Source organism: Micromonospora sp. NPDC049529 (assembly GCF_055586685.1).
Genome location: NZ_JBVJHT010000013.1, coordinates 169,466 through 186,000, shown reverse-complemented (window position 1 = coordinate 186,000; position 16,535 = coordinate 169,466). Strand labels below are relative to the sequence as shown.

Sequence of the window (16,535 nt, the reverse complement as noted above, 5' to 3'; positions counted from 1 at the left end):
GTCTTATCCGATCGTGCTCGATCAATCCGGAGCGTGCCCGGCCACGGGAACGGCCCGGACGCCCGGGCGCGAGCTGGCGACCCACATCGACGGCGGTGATCGGGCACGCCGGGTGCCACCGCGCCGGGGACGGCACGGCGGAAGAAGTCACGGGGCCGGTTGCCGGTACATGCTTGCCTGGCCCGGCCGACGGTCGGTCGAACCTGCTCCAGGGGCCCGGCTCGTCCGGGTCCGCCATCGCAGCCGACCCGGTCGGCCCCTCACCGGGGGAGGCACCCGTGCGGATCCTCTTCACCACCGTGGCGCTGTCCGGCCACTTCTTCCCGCTCGTCCCACTGGCCTGGGCCGGCCGGTTGGCCGGTCACGAGGTGCTGGTCGCCACCTCGGACCGGTTCATGCCGGTGGTACTGCGGTCCGGGTTGCCGGCGTCCTCGTGCGGGCCGGACGTCGACTTCGTCGAACTGGCCGCCGCCGTGACCGGGCACGGGCCGGACGACCGGCGGTACGCGCACGGCCGCGCGTTCGGGCAGCTCGCCGAGGCCCGGTTGGCGCACGTACGGGAGCTGGTCGAGTCCTGGCAACCGGACGTGGTGGTGAGCGAGCGGGCCGAGTTCGCCGGACCGCTGGCCGCCGCGTCGTACGGCATCGCGCAGGTGGAGATGCACTGGGGCATCCCGGCGATGCCCGAGTACCGGGCGGGTGCGGCGGCCGAACTGCGTGATGTGCTGGCCGAACTCGGTCGGGACACGCTGCCCGACCCGGTCCGGGTGATCAACCCGTGGCCGCCGAGCCTGCGGCTGCCCCACACCGGCAACCACCACGGCATCCGGTACGTGCCGTACAACGGCGACGCCTACGTACCTCGGTGGGTGTTGGAGCCGCGCGAGCGGGCGCGGGTCTGCCTGACCGTCGGAACCCTGGTGCCCCGGCTCGGGGCGGACACGGTGCCGGGGCTCGTCGTACCGGTGCTGCAGGCCCTGGCCCGGCTCGGGCTCGACGTCGTCGTCGCGGTGGACGACGACGTCGTCAGCACCTGGCCGCCGCTGCCCACCGCGGTCCGGCACGCCGGCCGGCTGCCCCTGGCCCAGGTGCTCGGAGCCTGCGACGTCGTGATCCACCACGGTGGACAGGGCACCGCCCTGACCGCGTTGGCGACCGGCGTGCCGCAACTGGTCCTGCCCCAGTTCGACGACCAGGCCGACAACGCCCAGGCGGTCGTGGCGTCCGGGGCGGGGCTGAGCCTCGGCCCCGAACACGCCACCGCGCGCACGGTCACCGAGTACACCCGAGAGTTGCTGAGCACGGCGGGGTTCGCCCGCGCGGCGGAAGGCGTCGCGGCCGAGGTCGCCGCGCAACCCACCCCGGCGGAGATCGTCGACCGGCTGCCGGAACTGGTCGTGGCGGCGGCGCTGCCGAGCTGACGCCTGAGGACCGCGTTCGACCGGACCGACCCGCCGATCACCCCCGTCGTCCCGCCGCGAGCCGTTGCGCGCCGCCTCTCCCTCGACCGGGGGTCACGTGTGCCGTCCACCGAGCCCGGCCGAGGGTCCCGCCGCCGACGGTCAGACGATGTGGACGTCCGGCACGTAGAGGATCCAGCGGCCACCGTTCTCGCGGAAACGTCGCTCCTTGGCCATGATCTCGTCGGCGTGGTTCCAGGCGAACAGCAGCGCGTAGTCGGGGTAGGGGTCGCCGAACTCCGCCGGCGACAGCACCGGGATGTGCGAGCCGGGGGTCAGTCGTCCCTGCTTCTCCACGGTCGAGTCGAAGACGGCCGAGACCAGCTCCGGCCCGATGCCGCAGTAGTTCGCCACGGTCGCGCTCTTCGCGGTGGCCCCGTAGCCGACGATCGTGTGACCCTTCGAGCGCAGGTCGTGCAGCAGCGCGACCAGGTCGTCGCGGGTCTTGCTGATGTTCGCCGCGAACCGCTCGTAGGTCACCGGCGTGCCGAGACCGAGGGCGTCCTCCCGGGCGAGCAACTCGGCGACGGCGGGCTCGGGCTCCCGCGACCCGGTACGGGCCACCGTGTAGCGCACCGCCCCACCGTGTACGGACAGCCGCTCGGCGTTGACGAGGGAGAAGCCGAACGTGGCGGCCATCGCCTGGACCGACTGGAGCGAGAAGAGGTAGAAGTGCTCGTCGTAGATCTGGTCGAAGTAGGTGTGCTCGATGATGTCGCCGAGGTAGCGGTCCTCGAAGATGAACACCCCGGTCGGCGCGAGCAGGGCGTCCACGCCCCGGAAGATCGAGCCGATGTAGGCGATGTGGCTGATGGTGTTCGCGGAGAAGATGACGTCGGCGGGGCCATCCTCGGCCCGGATCGCGCGCGCGGTCTTCTCCTCGAAGAACTCGACCCGTACCCGGATGCCCTTCTCCCGGGCGACGGCGGCGGCCCCGCCGGACGGGTCCACGCCCAGGTGCCGGATGCCCGCGTTGGCGATGTCCTGGAGCAGGATGCCGTCGTTGCTGCCGATCTCGACCGCGAACGGGTCCGGCCCGGTCAGTTCGGTCTCCAGCAGCTGCCGGGCGGTCTGCTCGAAGTGCTTGCGCATCACCGCAGAGCCGGACGACCGGTACGGGTAGTCCAGCCGGAACATCTGGTCCCGGGGTACCTCTTCGAGCTGCTGCACCATCGTGCAGGTGGTACAGAAGCCCACCGCCAGCCGGAAGAAGACCTCCGTGTCGGTCCGCTCGGGGTCGACGAACGCGCTGGAGACGGGCTGCTGCCCGAAATCGAGGCATTCCTGGACGGCGCCGCCACAGACGCGGCACGTACCTACGGTCGGCGGTACATCGTTGCCAAGCACGAGGCAACCCCCCTCGGAAGTCGTGGCGAACCGGGACGAGTCGGGTCAGCCGTTGCTCGCCGCGCGCCGGGTCCGGGTAGGACCAAGATCTGATCCCGCTACCTGCGAAAGCCTGTACCAGCAGATATGTCCGTGTCATCTCCGAGGGTGCGCGCCCGATAGCGCAATACGGGAGATGCGACGCTCCGCAACGAAGCCCGACGATATGCATTGTTTGGTGTGACCAGTGCAAATGCGGCGCGAATTTGTCAGCTATGACGTCTTTCCGTGCCTGGCTCGCTCCTCGCGGAGCCCGATGGGCCGGGGCGGAAGTTCGGCGGAGGTTCGCGCCGGGCCGGGGGACGTCCGCACCGTCGGAGGAAAGATGATCAACATATCCCAGCCCAACCTCGGCGCCGAGGAACTCGACGCGATACGCGAGGTGTTCGCCGGCAACTGGCTGGGGTACGGCCCCCGGACCAAGAAGTTCGAGGCGGAGTTCGCCGAGCACCTGGGCGTCGACCCGGACCGTCTCATCTTCATCAACTCGGCCACCTCCGGCCTGTTCCTGGCGATGGAACTGCTGGACCTGGGCCCCGACGACGACGTGGTGCTGCCGTCGGTCAGCTTCGTCGGCGCGGCCAACGCCATCGCCTCCACCGGCGCCCGCCCCGTCTTCTGCGACGTGGACCCGTACACGCTCAACCCGTCGGTCGCCGACATCGAGCGGGCGTTGACCGTACGGACCAAGGCGGTGCTGGTGCTGCACTACGGCGGCCATCCGGGCGACATCGTCAACATCGCCGCCTTCTGCCGCGATCGCGGACTCCCGCTGATCGAGGACGCGGCCGTGTCGGTCGCCTCCGCCGTCGACGGCAAGCGGGTCGGCACCTTCGGCGACATCGCCACCTGGAGCTTCGACTCCCGCAAGGTGATCACCACCGGTGACGGCGGCATGCTGTACGTACGCGACCCGGAACTCGGCAGGCGTGCCATGCGACTCGCCTACCACGGCGTGGACGACCGCAGCGCCTTCACCACCGCGTCCAAGGTGTCCCGGCGGTGGTGGGACCTGAACATCCACGACGTCGGCCGCCGGGTCATCGGCAACGACATGACCGCCGCGATCGGCAGCGTGCAACTGCGTCGACTGCCGGACTTCGTGCAGTGGCGCCGCGAGATCACCGAGACGTACAACCGGCTGCTGGCCGATGTCGAGGGCATCCGGATCTCGCCACCGCTGCCGGCCGGGCACGAGACGACCTACTACTTCTACTGGGTCCAGCTCGACCCGGCCATCCGCGACCAGGTGGCCCAGGACCTTCTGGAACGCGGCATCTACACGACCTTCCGATACGAGCCGCTGCACACCGTGCCGCTCTTCCGGTCCGACGCGGTCCTGCCCGGCACCGCGCAGGCATCCGCCAGCGTCCTGCTGCTCCCCATCCACCAGGGACTCGACGACGCCGACGTCCGGACCGTGGCCGGCGAACTGTGCAAGGCCGTCGAGCACCGCCGCGCCCGACTGTCATGAAGGCACTGGTGTTGTCCGGCGGGTCGGGTACCCGCCTGAGACCGTTCAGTCACTCGATGCCCAAACAGCTCATCCCGATCGCCAACAAGCCCGTGCTGGAGTACGTCCTGGAGAACATCCGCGACGCGGGCATCACCGACATCGGCATCGTCGTCGGCGAGTGGGCCTCCGCCATCGGCGACGTCATCGGCGACGGCTCCCGCCTCGGCGTACGGGTCACCTACATCGTCCAGGACGAGCCGCTCGGGCTGGGACACTGCGTCAGGATCGCCCGCGACTTCCTCGGCGACGACGACTTCGTGATGTACCTGGGCGACAACTTCCTGCCCGACGGCATCCTCGGCAGCACCGAGGAGTTCACCGCCCGCCGCCCGGCCGCCCAGGTGCTGGTGTACCAGGTCGCCGACCCGCGCCAGTTCGGCATCGTGGAACTGGACCGGCACGGCAACGTCCGGGGGTTGGTGGAGAAGCCCGAACAACCGGCCGGCGACCTGGCCGTGGTCGGCGTCTACTTCTTCACCCCGGCCATCCACGCCGCGGTCGCCGCGATCCCGGCCAGCGCCCGTGGCGAACTGGAGATCACCGACGCGATCCAGTGGCTGCTCACCAACGGTGCCGAGGTCACGGCGATCGAGTACCAGGGCTACTGGAAGGACACCGGGCGCACCGAGGACGTGCTGGAATGCAACCGGCACCAACTCGGGACACTGCGGTCGGCGATCCTCGGCGTCGTCGACGACGCCAGCGAGCTGATCGGCCAGGTGACCATCGGACCCGGCGCGCGGGTGCTGCGCTCCCGGATCGAGGGACCGGTGGTCGTCGGGTCGAACACCGTCATCGAGGCGAGCACCATCGGACCGTACACCGCGATCGGCGACAACTGCCTGGTACGGGAAACGAACCTGGCCGACTCGATCGTGCTCGACGACGCGTCCATCTCGGACGTACCCGGTCTGCGAGGTTCGCTCATCGGTCGCTCGGCCACCATCCGCTCCCGTGCCACCGGACGCCGCATGGTGGTCGGGGACGACGCGTGGATCGAGCTGGCCGCGTGACCGCCGCGCCCGACGCCCGGTCGCCCCGGGCCGGACAGCACCGACACAGGGGGTTCGATGTTCGGAGATGACCTCGCCCGGGTCTACGACCTGACCTACCGGGCCCGCGGCCAGGACTTCGACCGCGAGGCGGAACTGGTGACCGACATCGTCCGCGCCCGCCGGCCGGACGCGACATCGCTGCTCGACGTCGGCTGCGGAACCGGGGAGCACCTGCTGACCCTGCGCGAGGCGTTCGACCACGTCGAGGGCCTCGACCTGTCCGGGCCGATGATCTCGGTCGCCCGGGCCAAACTGCCCGGCGTCGAGGTCCACCTGCGGGACATGCGCGACTTCGACCTGGGGCGGCGCTTCGACGCGGTGATCTCGCTGTCCACCGCGGTCGCGTACCTGCCGTCGGTGGCGGCGCTGCGGGTCGCGCTCACCCGCATGGTCGCCCACCTCGCCCCCGGCGGCGTGCTGGTCGTGGAACCCTGGTACTTCCCGGAAAACTACCTCGACGGCTACATCGCCGGCGACGTCATCCGCCGACCCGAGATGACGGTGGCCCGGGTGTCGCACAGCCGCGAGCGGGACGGTGCCACCCACATCGAGAGCCACTGGACGGTCGCCGACCGGCGAGGCATCCGGCACTTCACCGAGAACCACGTGTTCGGGCTCTGGACGCGTGAACAGTACGAGGCCGCGTTCGCAAACGCCGGTTGCAAGACGGAGTACATCAGCGACGTACAGGCCGGACGTGGGCTGTTCGTCGGATGGCGGGAAGGAGACGTACGATGACCGACCTCGACATGGGCACCGGCTTGCCGGGCCCGGCGGCCCGGGGCACGACGGTCCTCCCGCCCGACCCGCGGCTGCGGCCCCGCGAGGACACCACCGTGCCCGGCCGGTTCGCCTACTCCGCCCAGGTCAGGACCACCGGCGCGGGCATCGCCACGGCGCAGTTCCCCGAGTGGCTCGCCGCCCGCAAGCAGGCCCACCACTTCCAGGTCGACCGCATCCCGTTCGACCAACTCGACGGCTGGTCGTTCGACCCGGACCAGGGCAACCTCGGGCACCGCAGCGGCCGGTTCTTCACCGTCGAAGGGCTGCACGTGACCGTCGAGGATGGGCCGTTCCCGGAGTGGCAGCAGCCGATCATCGTGCAGCCGGAAATCGGCATCCTCGGCATCCTGACCAAGGAGTTCGACGGCGTACTGCACTTCCTGATGCAGGCCAAAATGGAGCCGGGGAACCCGAACCTGTTGCAACTGTCCCCGACGGTCCAGGCCACCCGGAGCAACTACACCAGGGTGCACCAGGGCGGCGAGGTGAAATACCTGGAACACTTCACCCGGCGGGACCGGGGCCGGGTGCTGGCCGACGTGTTGCAGTCCGAGCACGGCTCCTGGTTCTTCCGCAAGGTCAACCGGAACATGATCGTCGAGACCGACGAGGACGTCCCGCTCGACGACGACTTCTGCTGGCTCACCCTGGGCCAGATCGGCGAACTGCTGCGCCTCGACAACGTCGTCAACATGGACTCCCGTACGGTGCTGGCCTGCGCACCGGCCTGGCACGCCGACTCCGGCGCGCTGCACTCCGACACCGACCTGCTCTCCTGGATCACCGCCGAGCGGGCCCGGCACCAGGTCTCCGCCCGGCTGATCCCGCTCAACGAGGTCCGCGACTGGGTACGCGACGACTCCTCCATCGACCACGTACGCAACTGGTACTTCCGGGTGATGGCGGTGGCCGTCCAGGCCGGCAACCGCGAGGTCGCCGGCTGGACCCAGCCCCTGTTCGAGCCGCTCGGGACCGGTATCGCGGCCTTCCTCGTACGGCGCTTCGGCGGCGTACCCCACCTGCTGGCCCAGGCCAGGGTCGAGGGCGGCTTCCTCAACACGGTCGAGCTGGGCCCGACGGTGCAGCTCACCCCGAACTACCACAACCACCTGACCGGCCCGAGTCGTCCGCCGTTCCTCGACCTCGTACTCGACGCGCAGGCCCGCACGATCCGCTACGACGCGGTCCACTCCGAGGAGGGCGGCCGGTTCTACCACGCCGAGAGCCGCTACCTGATCATCGACGCGGAGCCGGAGCAGGCGCCGACCGAACCGCCGCCGGGCTTCTGCTGGGTCACCAGCGGCCAGTTGAACTCGCTCGTCCGGCACGGCCACTATGTCAACGTGCAGGCCCGTACCCTGCTGTCGGTACTCAACTCCCGAGCGGTCGACCTGTAGACCCAGCCTGCGGCCCCGGCCGTCACTCCGTGGCCACCCGGCTGGGCGCCGATGATCCCGCGTGCGGTGGCTTGGATCTTGCGCGGCACGCGGGATCGTCGGCGGTGTTCCGTCAGGGCAGTGGGGTGTTGGCGGCGAGCAGGAGACGCCACTCGCCGCGCTCGAACGTGAAGGTCTGCGTGGTCAGGAAGTGCATCTCGCCACCGATCGCGGCGCCGGTGAACCGGGACTCCAGGACCAGCAGCGCGGTCTCGCAGCCGTCGACGATCCGCTTGTACTCCACGAAGGTGGACTCGAAGTCCAGGGAGAAGAGGTTCGTCAGGTGGGCCTCGATCCTCGCCTTGCCGGGCAGGTAGGTCCCGCTCGGATCGACCTCCACGGCATCCTGCCGGTAGGTGGGCATCAGCCGGCGCAGGTCACGGGCCTGGAAGGCCACATCCCGCTGGCGGACGAGCTGGTCGAACCGCTGCGCGCAGCCGGGGCGCCAATGGGCCTGGTCCTGGTGCCTCGGGCCGGCCTGCGCCGGTGCCACCAGAAAACCACCCAGGACTACTGCCAGAAACACGGTGGCGAGCTTCTTCACGCGATCCCTCCCTGTAACGATGTAGATGAACGGGGCGGCGAAGGTGCTCGCCAAGGCGCTCCAACCGTGGTGCGGGACGGCATTCGGTTGGAGGAACTGGTTGGTCGGCCCGTAGTGGGCATGGGGCGGCGCCCGTCCGGACAACCGGTGTACGCCGTACCGGTCGGCTGGACGGGGCCCACCCACTATGGGTCCGGCGACGGCCGAAAATCTTCTCCTGCCGTGCGCTAGATCAAGGCAAGGTGCTCGTCGCCGTGTGCTCGGGGTTGCCGATGCGCTCCGGCACCCGTGGCCAGCGCGTCAGGAGCAGGGAGAGGGGCTGAAAGTGATCAAATGACCACCATGCGTACGGTGTGGATCAGGTCGGGTGTGCGGTGGTGATTGTCGATCCTGTGCGCCTGTGGGCCGGGCTGTCGTGGCAGTCGCCGTTCTGTTGCCGTCCCGACTGTGGCTGGTCGGTCGTTGCCGGCCCGTGGCGGGGGTCAGCCGGTGAGGTACCCGCCCGAGGCGTCGATGTTCGTCCCGATCACGGCCGTGGCGTCGTCGGAGGCCAACCACATCACCACTCGGGCGATCTCGTCCGGACTGACGATGCGCTTGATCGGGTAGTCCTGGGCGATCTGCTCGTACGTCACGCCGAACCCGGCCGCAGCGCGCTCAAGCATTGGGGTGTCTACTGCGCCGGGCGCCAGCGCATTGACCCGGATGTTCCTGTCGGCGTACTCCAGCGCGGCCACCTTGGTCAACGACGCGACGGCGTGCTTGCTGGCGTTGTACGGCGCGATCGTGGCGAAGCCGACCTCCGACGAGATCGAGCCGGTGTTGATGATGATGCCGCCGCCCTGTCGCAGCATGTGCGGTAGTTCGTATTTCATGGCGAGGAAGACACCGGCGACGTTGGTCCGCCACACGTCCTCGAACACCTCGATCGACTGCTCGTGCAGCGGAGCCGGGCTGGGCGTCTCCACACCCGCGTTGTTGAAGGCGATGTCGATACGCCCGTACCGGCGTACGCACGCGGCGACGAACGCGGCGATGTCCTGCTCCCGACGGACATCTGCCCGCAGGAACGTGGCTTCGCCGCCGAATTGCCGGATCTCATGCTGGTTGCGTTGGCCCAGTGCGGTTCGGCGACCACAGAAGAACACGTGCGCGCCTTCGCGTGCCATCGCGTACGCGGTGGCCTTGCCGATACCGGAGGTGGCACCCGTGATCAGCACGACCTTGTCGGCGAACCGGCCGTTCGGGTTTGCCGGGCCACGCCCCGGCTCTGGTGGATGTTGGGTGTTTGCCCTGGCCGATCCCATGGCGAGGCCGGCCATGGAGATGCCGGCGGCACCTGCCACCAGCAGACCACGTCTCGACGGCCGCCCGATTGCCTCAGACATCGCTTCCCTCCGTTGTGATCCGTGTTGGCTGCCAGTCTCGGTACATTGGCGTGGTAGGCGCCAAGACCCGTCGTGATAACCGGTGGTTATGAGCTACGGCGTGCGAGTTGGAGGGCCTGACCATCTGTGATAGCCATTGGTCATGGACGCGCACCTGCGGGAACTGCGCTACTTCGTGGCGGTCGCCGAGGAGTTGCACTTCACCCGGGCGGCCGAGCGGCTGTTCATATCCCAACCGGCATTGTCCAAGCAGATCCGGGCCCTGGAGACGCGGCTCGGATTTCTCCTGTTCTTTCGGGACACCCGCGGAGTACGGCTGACGCCCGCAGGCGAGGCGTTTCTGTCGGCCGCCCGCGAGGCCATAGCCGTGTTCACCCGCGGGCTTGAAGCCGCCCGAGCCCTGGCCGACTGGCAGGTCTTCACGGTGGGCATGCAGACCGCCGTCGGTCGCAACCTGCAACGGCCAGCCCTGCGGAGGTTCCGCGAGGTGGCCAAGAACTGGACGGTCTCGATGCGGCTGGTCGGCTGGGACGAACCAACCGCCGGGCTGGCCGACGGCACCAGCGACGTCGCCTTCGTGTGGCTGCCGGTGCCGGGTGACGGTCTGCGTACCCGTGTCCTGGCCCGCGAGCGGCGTTGGGTGGCCCTGCCCTCGGATCACCGGCTGAGCGTCCGTACCGAGATCGCCTTCGCCGACCTGCTGGCGGAGCCGTTCATCGCCCTGCCGGCTGCCGCCGGGCCGCTGCGCGACTTCTGGCTCGCCGCAGACGCCCGCTGCGGTCGGGAGACGATCCTCGGCGGCGAGGCTGCCTCGCCGGACGAGGTCTTCGAGGCGATTACCTCAGGGTTGGGCGTGGCGCTGCTGGCGGAGGGCAACGTCGACCTCTACCGGCGGCCCGGCATCGAATGCCGGCCGGTGACCGATCTGGCGCTGGCCGAACTGGCCGTGGTCTGGCGCGCCGACGACCAACGGCAGGTCCTCACCACCTTCCTCCAGTGCTTGCTTACGCCGCAGCTCCCCGAACACACGTACACGCTCGCGTAGCCGCTCACCGGCCCGTAAGGCCGAGTGATGAACACCAGGTTATGGCGGTCTTCATGAAGGTGATCCCGCTGGTAACGAAGGCGAAGAAGGTGGTGGAGAGCACCATCGGCGCGGCGGTGACGATCCGTCCGGTCTTGGCGAGGCCGGTAACGATCGAGGTGTGGTTGTCGCCGGTGCGGTCGTACTCCTTCCTTCATTCGGGCGAGGAGGAAGACTTCGTAGTCCATCGACAGGCCGGAGGCGACCGCGAACATCAGCAGCGGCATCGCGGTGTCGGGTGAGACCGGTCGGAGTGAATGCCAGGGGGCCGGAGGTTGCCGTCCTGGAAGATCCAGACCATGAGGCCGAGCATGGCCGTGAGGGTGAGGGTGTTGAGGACGATCGCCGTTGTCCGGTGGCGTGACCGTACGACAAGATCACTGACCGGTTCGTGGGGGTGTGCGTGGGGTCCCTGGTCCGACTGCGACGACTACCAACGACCAACGACGCCTACCGCTCCCTGTCGACGGCTACCGTCCGCAGACAGATACCTTGTAGCCCCGCGCCCTCGTAGCTCAGGGGATAGAGCATCGGTTTCCTAACCCGACGCTCCGTTGACGTCCGCAGGCTGATGACCTGCGGCTTCTCTCTATTCGGGCTACCTGCTCCGGTCGCTCGTGCGCGCCGCTGTGATCGCCTGCTGAAGATCAGCAGAGCAGCATAAGTCCTGCTCAGTGACACTGTTCGTGTTCACCACATGCTTCGGGACCTGGCCTTGACCCGATTTGACGGACAGGGTCGATAAGTTGATCTCACGCTACCGTGCTGAATGACCTGCCCGGGTAGGCGGAGGCCTCGTAGGCGGCGGGGGCTGAGGTAGCCGAGGGTGGAGTGCCTTCGGCGGGTGTTGTACCAGCCCTCGATCCAGGTGAATATCGCCGTGCGGGCGGCGTCCCGGGTTGGCCAGGCCCGCCGGTCGAGTAGCTCGGTCTTGATGGTGGCGAAGAACGATTCGGCGACGGCGTTGTCCCAGCACTGCCCCTTGCGCCCGACGGAGAGACGGACGTTGTGCCGCTTCGCGAGGCGGGCGTACTGGGCACTCGTGTATTGACACCCCCTGTCGCTGTGAAAGATCATCGGACCGGCCGGACGCCGTGACCTGATGGCGTTGGACAACGCCTGGGCGGGCAGGTCGGTACGTAGGTGATCGGCGGTGGCCCAGCCGACGACCCGGCGGGAGGCCAGATCGATGACCGTGGCCAGATACAGCCAGCCCTCCCACGTGTTGATGTAGGTGATGTCGCCGCACCAGCGGGCATCAACCCCGCCCGGGTTGGTGGTGAAGTCCCGCCTGACGAGGTCCGGGTGTGGTGTCGCGGTCGGGTCGGGCACCGTGGTGGTGCGCCACCGTTTCGGAGCCCGGCCGCACAGGCCGGCGGTGCGCATCAGCCGGGCGATCCGTTTACGGGAGTGCCGGTGGCCCTGGGCGTGGAGTTCAGCGTGCACCCTCGGGGCACCGTAGGTGCCGGCCGACGCCTCCTGGACGCGGCCGATTTGTTCGGTCAGGTCGACGTCGACCCTGGCGTGAAGGGATGGGCCGGTGTTGCGGTGCTGGTAGTAGGCGGACCGGGAGACCTTCAACAGATGGCAGGCACGCTTCACGTTCCCGCCGTCCTGCCGCGCTTGCTCCGCCTCGATGAACGGGTACACGTTCACCGGGTCTCCTTCGCGAAGAAAGCCGTGGCCCGCTTGAGTATGTCGACGTCCTCGCGCAGCCGGCGGTTCTCCTGCCGCAGCCGGGCGAGTTCTTCCCGCTCCGTGCTGGTGATCCCGTCCGACCGGGCGCCGGAGTCGATATCAGCCTGTTTGACCCAGTCCCGTACCGCAGTCTCGGTCAGGTCGAAGTCCTTCGCGACCTGGACAATCGACCGGTCACCCCGCCGGCACACCTCGACGATCTCCGCCTTGAACTCCGGCGTGAACGCCCTACGCGGCCGGCGCGGCTTCTTACCCATGCCTTCCATGATGAACATCCTCCCGAGAGGGCTCAAAGCCCCCTGAGCTGGGATGTCCGTCAAACCGGGTCAGGCCCAAGCCCCATAGCCGGCTTGTTGATCCGGTGCAGTCCGGGTGGGCGCTACGAATGAGGTCAGCCCACTCGTCGGGCCAGTCTGGTCCCCGGACCGGCATCACTTGATCGGTTGGGCGCGGACGCGGCTCAGCGGGCCAGCTTGACCAGTGGTGCCACGAGCGGCTTTGGGTCGTCACCGAAGAGCAGAACGATGGTCTTGTGGCGGGCGCGGGTTAGCACCACGTACAGCAGGCGAGAGCCGGTTTCGAAGGGCTCGTGGCGCTCCGGTCCGTAGAAGTCGTTGCTGCGTAGGACGACGACGGTGGAGTCGGCTTCGCGTCCCTTCGTCTGGTACAGCCCCATAAGCTGCACCGGTGCGGCCGGCTCATTGGTGACGTGAGTGAGCAGGTCGGTGCGGTACGCGGCGATGGCGGTGTCGAGGGCTCCCAACGCCTCGGCCGGGTCGCTGTGCCGACGCAGGTGACGTACGACTTGCGGCTGCAGCAGCTGAGCGGCGCGTTGCCAGTGACGGCCGCCGCGGGGCAGTCCAAGAGTGTCGTGCGCCTCGGCGGCGAGGACCACAGCGGCGGACGGTCCGGCACCGTCCAGGTGTTGGCGGAGGTTGTTCAGACGCCGCTCAAGGGTCGCGGGCGCAGGGACTTGGCCAAGGAGTATCCGAGCCAGGTCCGGAACCTGTTTGCCACGTACCGAGCTGGTCACGAAGACCGCGAGACGTTGCAGCACCCGCGCCCAGGAGGCGACATCGCCTGCGAACTGGACCATCGCGTGCTGCGCGTCGAGGGCCGAGCTCAGGCATTCCGGCAGGCCGATGGCCTCGTGGGCGATGTCGAGTCCGGTGAGCTGGTCGGACAGGCCGGTGGTGGCGTCGACGTGATGGCTGAACACCCCGACGGTGTGCCCTTCGGCCCGCAGCTGCTCGACGACGCGGGCGACGACCTCCGCCTCCCGATCGGTCGGCAGGCCCGCCCGGATGTGTAGTCGTCCGGTGTCCAGGGCGGCGGTGACGGCGTCATGGTCGAACTCGCGGCGACGGATCGCGGCTGCCGCGGCCGGCAGGATGTTGCTGGGGTCGCGGTGAGACACGTCGGGCAGGTCGATGCGCCGGGCACCGGGCAGCTCAAGGGTAGCGTCGAGCCGTTCCGGCCCGACGCCGACGACGTCGGGCAGTTCGCTGTAGATGCACTGGTTGGGGTCGCCCAGCAGCAACAGCCGGGCGTCGCCGCGGATGGTGGTCAGCAGTTCGAACTGCCGGTCGTCGGTGTCCTGGAACTCGTCGCAGACGATGATCGACCAGCGGGCCTGAAGGTGTTCGCGGACGGCCGGCACGGCGCACAGCTCAAGGGCGCGGGGCAGCATGTCCCGGTAGCGGACCGTGTCGCGGACGCGGAACAGCTTGGCTTCGGTCTCGCTGAGCATCCTCGGTTCGGCCAGCCCGATCGTCCCACCCCAGCGGGCGAGCATCCGCCAGGCGAAGGCATGGAAGGTGGTGGTCTCAACTCGTGGCTGGTAAGGGCCGAGGACCTCAGCGGTGCGGTCGAGTATTTGTGCCACCGACGAGCGGGAGAACGACAGGAACAGCGCCCGAGCCGTCGGCCGGCGGGTGCGCTGGCGCGGGACGGCCGTGGCGGCGTGATGGACGTCGAGGCGTTGCAGGTGTGCTCGGACAGCTGCCGCGGCCGTTGTGGTCTTGCCGGTGCCGGCACCGCCGCACACCAGCAGGACGGGATCTTCGGCGTCGACGACCTGCCGCTGCGTCGGGTCAGGCTGATGGGTCACGGCAGCGCCAGCTCTACCAGTCCGACCGCGCCGACTGGCTTGCACAGCGTGTTGAGGACCTTTCTGGCTAGTGGCGGTGCCTGACCTGGCGGCAGCGCCTCCACATACGGCTGGTGCAGCCCACCCTTCGCCTTCAACTGCTTGATGATCTTGCCTTCGAGATCCTTGTCGTTGATCGTGTCAACGTCGATGCCGGTCAAGTCGTGGTCGTCAGCGAGCTGGCGCAGCGCTGTCCGCAGCCGGGCCGGTTCGACCCCGTGGGTCAGTGCCCGTTCGACCGAGGTGCGTTCGGGCAGTTGGATCACCTGCTCGACCACCCCGGTGAGTTCGGCGATGAGGGCGGCGTCGGCGCCGGGCTTGTCGTTGTCGAGCACCACGCGCACGTGGAAGCCGAGTTCACTGGCGAGGCGGGCCAGCTTGGGCAATTCATCCTTGCCGCCGTCGCCGTTGGCCGGGGCGACCATCCGCACACCGGACGCGGCCGGCGGTGCCACGTCACTCCGGCGCAGCCGGCGGTCGGCGACGGCGGTGTAGCCGTCTAAGTCGTGCGCACCTTCCAGCAGCGCCACGGTTCGGGCTGTCATCGCCGGCAGCAGGAGCAGGTGCAGTTGGCGGCGGGCCGAGCGTTCCTTGCGGCCGGTGCTGGGCGCCAACTGATGGACCTGACGGTGACCGTGGCTGCGGGTTAGCCGGATCATCTCCTCAGGTGTGAACGCCCGGACCACGTCGGGGCGGCGGGTGGACAGCCACACCTGCCCGGCCTTGCGCCGCAGCAAGCAGGCCAGGTACTCCGCAGACGCCGCGTCGAGGTCATCGCCGAAGTCGTCAGCGAGCACAATCGCGCCAGGTGCCGACGCGGACACCACCGCCTCGGCAGCGGCCAGCACCCCAGTTGTGGTGGAGCCGTGCGCCGTGAGCGGCAGTGGGCCGGCGGCGTCGAGGGCCAGCGTGGGCTGTAGAGCCCGCAGAATCGCCGAGACGGAGCCGTCATCGGCGGCGAAGCCGATGTCGCCGGCCGGGGCGGTGCCGGTCATCTGCAGCAACTGCGCCGCGCCGGCTCCGAGAACCTCCTCGATCGTCTTTCGGATGCTGTTGCTGCCGGTCAGCCGGTCGGTCGCGTCGGCCAGATCCGTGTTCAACGCCGCCAGCGCCGCAAGCAGGTCCGGATTGTCGGCGTCGGAGACCAGGCGCCGGAACGTCCCGTCCGGGCGCAGCTGCAGCGGAGCACGCCGGTCTAGCACGATCGCCGCGACGAGGTCACGCTCGGCGCGAGGTGCCCGCAGGCCGCTCTTCGGATACTCCACCCAGTGCTCGGCGGTCTCGCTGGCCTGGTCGACGCGCAGCCGGTAGCACAACCGCAGCCCCATGACCGCCTTGTCGGCACGGGCCTCCTCCGCCGGCAGACCGGTGTCCGGATCGATCAGCTCCAACCGGTCGTCGAGCTCCTGGGCGACCGCATCGTCGAGCTCGACCAGCGTGACCTCGACTTCGGTCAGCTCATCCTCCGCGTCCGGCGTCGGGACCGGTCGGTGCACGTCGAGCAGGTTGGGACGGGCGTTGGTGCTACGCGGATCGAGCACCCGCCGCAAGGCAGTGATCAAATCGGTGCAACCTGCCCTCGGTTCTCCTACCACCACGGCGTGCTCGGCCGGGAACAGCTCCAAGTCGACGAAGCCGCGGAAGCGCTGCAAGCGAACCCTGAGTGCGCGCACGACGCCGTCCACCTTTCGAAACTGATGCTCTGTCGGGTCGGTCGAGCCGTTCCGACCGCAACTCGCCGGATTATTGCCTCGCTCAACAGGACGTGTCCATGGACCGCCTGGAGCCGCTCTATCTTGCCGCACTCACCCGGGATGCCGCCGCTGACTTTCTGGCTCGGACGCACTTAACTCGTCGCCGACGCCACCGGTATTCCCTCAGCACACCGGCGTGAGCGCCGCCGCTCGGGCCATCGGCAGCAACGTGCGGACCCCGTCGGCCCGGGCCGGTGTTCACCCGATCCGGTGCGGCGGCTGTCAGTGGCGCGCTTGCCTGCGGCGCGGTGCTACCCGCGTCGCCCTCAGGAACTGCCGCAT

At 69.0% G+C, this 16,535-nt stretch carries 14 protein-coding genes; 6 read left to right on the top strand and 8 right to left on the bottom strand.

The window, feature by feature from the left end; genetic code table 11:
* Positions 1 to 278 precede the first annotated feature (278 nt).
* Complete coding sequence (locus tag ACZ6QQ_RS23800; RefSeq protein WP_465879156.1) at positions 279 to 1,421, top strand: nucleotide disphospho-sugar-binding domain-containing protein; 1,143 nt, start codon at positions 279 to 281, stop codon at positions 1,419 to 1,421.
* Between the two features lie 141 nt (positions 1,422 to 1,562).
* Here the strand turns inward: ACZ6QQ_RS23800 and ACZ6QQ_RS23795 are convergent, their stop codons facing one another.
* Complete coding sequence (locus tag ACZ6QQ_RS23795; protein ID WP_465879155.1) at positions 1,563 to 2,807, bottom strand: methyltransferase; 1,245 nt, start codon at positions 2,805 to 2,807, stop codon at positions 1,563 to 1,565.
* A 364-nt stretch (positions 2,808 to 3,171) separates the two neighbouring features.
* Here ACZ6QQ_RS23795 and ACZ6QQ_RS23790 point away from each other — a divergent pair, with 364 nt between their 5' ends.
* From ACZ6QQ_RS23790 to ACZ6QQ_RS23775, 4 genes are read left to right on the top strand one after another with little or no spacing between them, the layout of a single operon-like run.
* Positions 3,172 to 4,320 (top strand): DegT/DnrJ/EryC1/StrS family aminotransferase, encoded by a 1,149-nt coding sequence (locus ACZ6QQ_RS23790; RefSeq protein ID WP_465879154.1) that lies wholly within the window; start codon positions 3,172 to 3,174, stop codon positions 4,318 to 4,320.
* Positions 4,317 to 5,375, top strand: coding sequence for a glucose-1-phosphate thymidylyltransferase (locus tag ACZ6QQ_RS23785; protein WP_465879152.1), 1,059 nt, complete (start codon positions 4,317 to 4,319; stop codon positions 5,373 to 5,375). Before ACZ6QQ_RS23790 ends, ACZ6QQ_RS23785 begins: the two co-directional genes overlap by 4 nt.
* A 57-nt stretch (positions 5,376 to 5,432) precedes the next feature.
* The gene (locus tag ACZ6QQ_RS23780) at positions 5,433 to 6,155 is read left to right on the top strand and encodes a class I SAM-dependent methyltransferase (RefSeq protein ID WP_465879150.1); all 723 of its coding nucleotides are present in this window, start codon (positions 5,433 to 5,435) and stop codon (positions 6,153 to 6,155) included.
* The gene (locus tag ACZ6QQ_RS23775; protein ID WP_465879148.1) at positions 6,152 to 7,597 is read left to right on the top strand and encodes an NDP-hexose 2,3-dehydratase family protein; all 1,446 of its coding nucleotides are present in this window, start codon (positions 6,152 to 6,154) and stop codon (positions 7,595 to 7,597) included. The genes ACZ6QQ_RS23780 and ACZ6QQ_RS23775 overlap by 4 nt, the downstream gene beginning before the upstream one ends.
* Positions 7,598 to 7,709: 112 nt before the next feature.
* Here the strand turns inward: ACZ6QQ_RS23775 and ACZ6QQ_RS23770 are convergent, their stop codons facing one another.
* Together ACZ6QQ_RS23770 and ACZ6QQ_RS23765 are read right to left on the bottom strand one after the other, a co-directional pair.
* Positions 7,710 to 8,180, bottom strand: a complete 471-nt coding sequence (locus tag ACZ6QQ_RS23770) for a YybH family protein (protein WP_465879146.1) — start codon at positions 8,178 to 8,180, stop codon at positions 7,710 to 7,712.
* Between the two features lie 482 nt (positions 8,181 to 8,662).
* The gene (locus ACZ6QQ_RS23765) at positions 8,663 to 9,568 is read right to left on the bottom strand and encodes an SDR family NAD(P)-dependent oxidoreductase (protein ID WP_465879144.1); all 906 of its coding nucleotides are present in this window, start codon (positions 9,566 to 9,568) and stop codon (positions 8,663 to 8,665) included.
* Positions 9,569 to 9,710: 142 nt separating this feature from the next.
* Between ACZ6QQ_RS23765 and ACZ6QQ_RS23760 the strand changes: the two genes are divergently transcribed.
* Positions 9,711 to 10,613: a LysR substrate-binding domain-containing protein gene (locus ACZ6QQ_RS23760; RefSeq protein WP_465879143.1), complete on the top strand. Its 903-nt coding sequence runs from the start codon at positions 9,711 to 9,713 to the stop codon at positions 10,611 to 10,613.
* A 4-nt stretch (positions 10,614 to 10,617) separates the two neighbouring features.
* Here ACZ6QQ_RS23760 and ACZ6QQ_RS23755 read toward each other — a convergent pair whose 3' ends face one another.
* The 5 genes from ACZ6QQ_RS23755 to ACZ6QQ_RS23735 all read right to left on the bottom strand — a co-directional run bounded on the left by ACZ6QQ_RS23755 (position 10,618) and on the right by ACZ6QQ_RS23735 (position 16,184).
* Positions 10,618 to 10,767, bottom strand: a complete 150-nt coding sequence (locus ACZ6QQ_RS23755) for a hypothetical protein (protein ID WP_465879280.1) — start codon at positions 10,765 to 10,767, stop codon at positions 10,618 to 10,620.
* A 575-nt stretch (positions 10,768 to 11,342) separates the two neighbouring features.
* Positions 11,343 to 12,308, bottom strand: coding sequence for an IS3 family transposase (locus ACZ6QQ_RS23750; protein WP_465879142.1), 966 nt, complete (start codon positions 12,306 to 12,308; stop codon positions 11,343 to 11,345).
* Positions 12,305 to 12,607 (bottom strand): transposase, encoded by a 303-nt coding sequence (locus ACZ6QQ_RS23745; protein ID WP_465879141.1) that lies wholly within the window; start codon positions 12,605 to 12,607, stop codon positions 12,305 to 12,307. The genes ACZ6QQ_RS23750 and ACZ6QQ_RS23745 overlap by 4 nt, the downstream gene beginning before the upstream one ends.
* 203 nt (positions 12,608 to 12,810) lie before the next feature.
* Positions 12,811 to 14,460: a UvrD-helicase domain-containing protein gene (locus tag ACZ6QQ_RS23740; protein WP_465879139.1), complete on the bottom strand. Its 1,650-nt coding sequence runs from the start codon at positions 14,458 to 14,460 to the stop codon at positions 12,811 to 12,813.
* The gene (locus ACZ6QQ_RS23735; protein ID WP_465879138.1) at positions 14,457 to 16,184 is read right to left on the bottom strand and encodes an OLD family protein; all 1,728 of its coding nucleotides are present in this window, start codon (positions 16,182 to 16,184) and stop codon (positions 14,457 to 14,459) included. The genes ACZ6QQ_RS23740 and ACZ6QQ_RS23735 overlap by 4 nt, the downstream gene beginning before the upstream one ends.
* Positions 16,185 to 16,535: the final 351 nt, after the last annotated feature.

Excerpts from the sequence above, each read along its gene's own strand:
- ACZ6QQ_RS23790 (WP_465879154.1), top strand. The coding sequence starts at position 3,172 with ATGATCAACATATCCCAGCCCAACCTCGGCGCCGAGGAACTCGACGCG.
- ACZ6QQ_RS23785 (WP_465879152.1), top strand. The coding sequence starts at position 4,317 with ATGAAGGCACTGGTGTTGTCCGGCGGGTCGGGTACCCGCCTGAGACCG.
- ACZ6QQ_RS23780 (WP_465879150.1), top strand. The coding sequence starts at position 5,433 with ATGTTCGGAGATGACCTCGCCCGGGTCTACGACCTGACCTACCGGGCC.
- ACZ6QQ_RS23775 (WP_465879148.1), top strand. The coding sequence starts at position 6,152 with ATGACCGACCTCGACATGGGCACCGGCTTGCCGGGCCCGGCGGCCCGG.
- ACZ6QQ_RS23765 (WP_465879144.1), bottom strand. The coding sequence starts at position 9,568 with ATGTCTGAGGCAATCGGGCGGCCGTCGAGACGTGGTCTGCTGGTGGCA.
- ACZ6QQ_RS23760 (WP_465879143.1), top strand. The coding sequence starts at position 9,711 with ATGGACGCGCACCTGCGGGAACTGCGCTACTTCGTGGCGGTCGCCGAG.
- ACZ6QQ_RS23745 (WP_465879141.1), bottom strand. The coding sequence starts at position 12,607 with ATGGGTAAGAAGCCGCGCCGGCCGCGTAGGGCGTTCACGCCGGAGTTC.